The organism is Inquilinus sp. CA228 (assembly GCF_052078665.1).
Lineage (GTDB): Bacteria > Pseudomonadota > Alphaproteobacteria > DSM-16000 > Inquilinaceae > Inquilinus.
Genome location: NZ_JBQJIK010000171.1, coordinates 1 through 2249, shown reverse-complemented (window position 1 = coordinate 2249; position 2249 = coordinate 1). Strand labels below are relative to the sequence as shown.

Below are 2249 nucleotides of genomic sequence, written 5' to 3'. Positions count from 1 at the left end.
GGCACCAGCAGCGCCAGGCGTCCCGGGCCGAGACGCAGGGTGATCGCGGTGCCGTCGGCGTCGGGCGCGGCGAGGGTGGGGGTGATGGCGAGCGGCGCCTCGATCTCCAGCCCGCCGATCCGGACCGGCACGGGCGCGCAGCGCCGGGCGACGGCGTTGGCGTCGCCGGCCTGCTCTATGGTCAGCCGCGGCGGGTCGTAGGCGCGTATGGCGGGATCTGAGGCCAAGGGATCCGCCGCGCGGATCCGCGGCGCGGCGGCGGTCATGGCCGGCCTCCGGATGGGCCGGGCGGGGTCAGGCTGGCCTCGTCCTCAGCGGCGACGTCGTCGCGGATCTCGGCGGCCTTGCGCCGGGCGGTGCCGCGGCGCTCGCCCAGCCGGTCCAGCCGGTCGGCATCCCGCCGCCGCTGCCGCCAGGCCTCGCGCGCCGCATCGGTATCCGTCTCGGCCTGGCTGGTCTCCGCCCGCCGCTCCCGCACCGCGGCATCCTGACGCCGGGACCCGGCGGCGAGCTCCGACACCCGGTCGCCCAGCCGCTCCAGCGTGTCGACCAGGACCGGCTTCTCCAGCGCCGCGGCATAGAGCCGGCTTTCCTGCGCGGTGCGGTGATCCTCATAGGCGGCGCGGTCGGCCTCGGCCTGCTGCTCCCGCGCCTCGGCGGCGGTCAGGGCGGCGCGCTCGCGGCCCAGGCTCTCGGCCGCCAGCTTTTCCCGGTCGCGCCGCAGGCGGCGGAGCTTGTCGAGAGCATCGGGTTTGCTCATCGGCTCAGCCGCTCCAGCTGCTCGCGGGTCTGGGCGAAGGGCGTCGCCTCCTCGAAATCCTGCTGCAGGAAGCGCCGGATGTCGCCGATCTTGGCCACCGCCTCGTCGGCCAGCGTGTCGGCGCCGGCCCGGTACTCGCCGACCTGCAGCAGCAGCTCGATATCGGCATGCTTGGCCATCAGCCGGCGCATCTGCACCGCGGCGCGGCGGTGCCCGGTGTCGATCACTGCGTCCATCACGCGGCTGCGGCTGGCCAGCACGTCGATCGCCGGGAAGTGGCCGGCGCTGGCCAGGGCCTGCGACAGCACGACGTGGCCGTCCAGCAGGCCCCGGGTCTCGTCGGCGATCGGGTCGGTCTCGGCGTCGCCCTCGACCAGCACGGTGTAGAAGCCGGTGATCGAGCCCGTCGCCGCCGGGCCGGCGCGCTCCAGCAGGCGCGGCAGCATGGCGAAGAAGGAGGGCGGGAAGCCGCGCCGGGTCGGCGGCTCGCCGGCGGCCAGGCCGATCTCGCGCACGGCGCGGGCGAAGCGGGTGATGCTGTCCATCAGCAGGGCGACGCGCATGCCCTGGTCGCGGAAATACTCGGCAATGGCGGTGGCGACGAAGGCCGCCTTGACGCGCTCGATCGCCGGCCGGTCGGAGGTGGCGGTGACGATCACCGCCCGGCGCAGCGCCTGCGGCCCGAGATGGCGGTCGATGAACTCGCGCACCTCGCGGCCGCGCTCGCCGATCAGGCCGATGACGATGGCGTCGGCGTCGGCGCCCTTGACGATCTGGGCCAGCAGCGAGGACTTGCCGGTGCCGGGCGATCCGTAGATGCCGATGCGCTGGCCCTCGCCGCAGGTCAAGAGGCCGTCGATGGCGCGGATGCCCAGCGGCATCGGCCGGGTGATCAGCGGCCGCAGCAGCGCCGGCGGCGCCTCGGCGTGCAGCGGATAAGTGCAGTCGGTGTCGAGCGGCCCGCGCTGGGCGGTGTCGAGCGGCCGGCCGAGGCTGTCCAGCACCCGGCCCAGCAAAGCGGGGCCGACGCCGAGCCGCAGGGCGCGGCCTGTGGGGATCGCCTCGGTCCGGGTCGACAGGCCCTGCAGGCTGCCGATCGGGGTCAGCACCGCGGCGCCGTCGACCAGCCCGACCACCTCGGCCAGGATGCTGTGGCCGGTCTGCGGGTCGCGCAGCTCGCAGATCTCGCCCAGGCGCGCGTCGTTGATCTCGGCATGGACGGTGACGCCGATCGCCTTGACCACCCGGCCCTTGACCGGGCGCGGATCGGCTTCCTCCAGCCGCCGGCGCAGCGCCTGCAGCGGGTCGGTCCGCAGCTGCAGGCCGGGGATCGGACGGGGCAGGGTGTCCGGGCTCATGGCGCCGTCTCGCCCGGGCGGGTGCGGCGCAGCGCGTCGCGCAGGGCGCGCAGCTGGGCGTCGATGCCCAGCTCGACATGGCCGTATTTCGTCACCATCACGCAGGTGTCGGCGGCCAGGCCGGGGTCGGA

The 2249-nt window shown here is 75.2% G+C and carries 4 protein-coding genes; all 4 read right to left on the bottom strand.

Annotation, left to right across the window (positions count from 1 at the left end; all coding sequences use genetic code 11):
* Positions 1 to 266: hypothetical protein (locus ACTOWL_RS37780; protein ID WP_441326449.1), on the bottom strand; the 266-nt coding region annotated here is incomplete at its 3' end.
* Positions 263 to 760 (bottom strand): type III secretion system stalk subunit SctO, encoded by a 498-nt coding sequence (gene sctO / locus ACTOWL_RS37775; RefSeq protein ID WP_441326448.1) that lies wholly within the window; start codon positions 758 to 760, stop codon positions 263 to 265. The genes sctO and ACTOWL_RS37780, both read right to left, overlap by 4 nt.
* Positions 757 to 2118 carry a FliI/YscN family ATPase gene (locus ACTOWL_RS37770; protein ID WP_441326447.1) on the bottom strand — a complete coding sequence of 454 codons (1362 nt, stop codon included), beginning with the start codon at positions 2116 to 2118 and terminating at the stop codon, positions 757 to 759. Before ACTOWL_RS37770 ends, sctO begins: the two co-directional genes overlap by 4 nt.
* Positions 2115 to 2237 (bottom strand): hypothetical protein, encoded by a 123-nt coding sequence (locus tag ACTOWL_RS37765; RefSeq protein WP_441326450.1) that lies wholly within the window; start codon positions 2235 to 2237, stop codon positions 2115 to 2117. The genes ACTOWL_RS37770 and ACTOWL_RS37765 overlap by 4 nt, the downstream gene beginning before the upstream one ends.
* Positions 2238 to 2249 lie beyond the last annotated feature (12 nt).

Excerpts from the sequence above, each read along its gene's own strand:
- ACTOWL_RS37770 (WP_441326447.1), bottom strand. The coding sequence starts at position 2,118 with ATGAGCCCGGACACCCTGCCCCGTCCGATCCCCGGCCTGCAGCTGCGG.
- sctO (WP_441326448.1), bottom strand. The coding sequence starts at position 760 with ATGAGCAAACCCGATGCTCTCGACAAGCTCCGCCGCCTGCGGCGCGAC.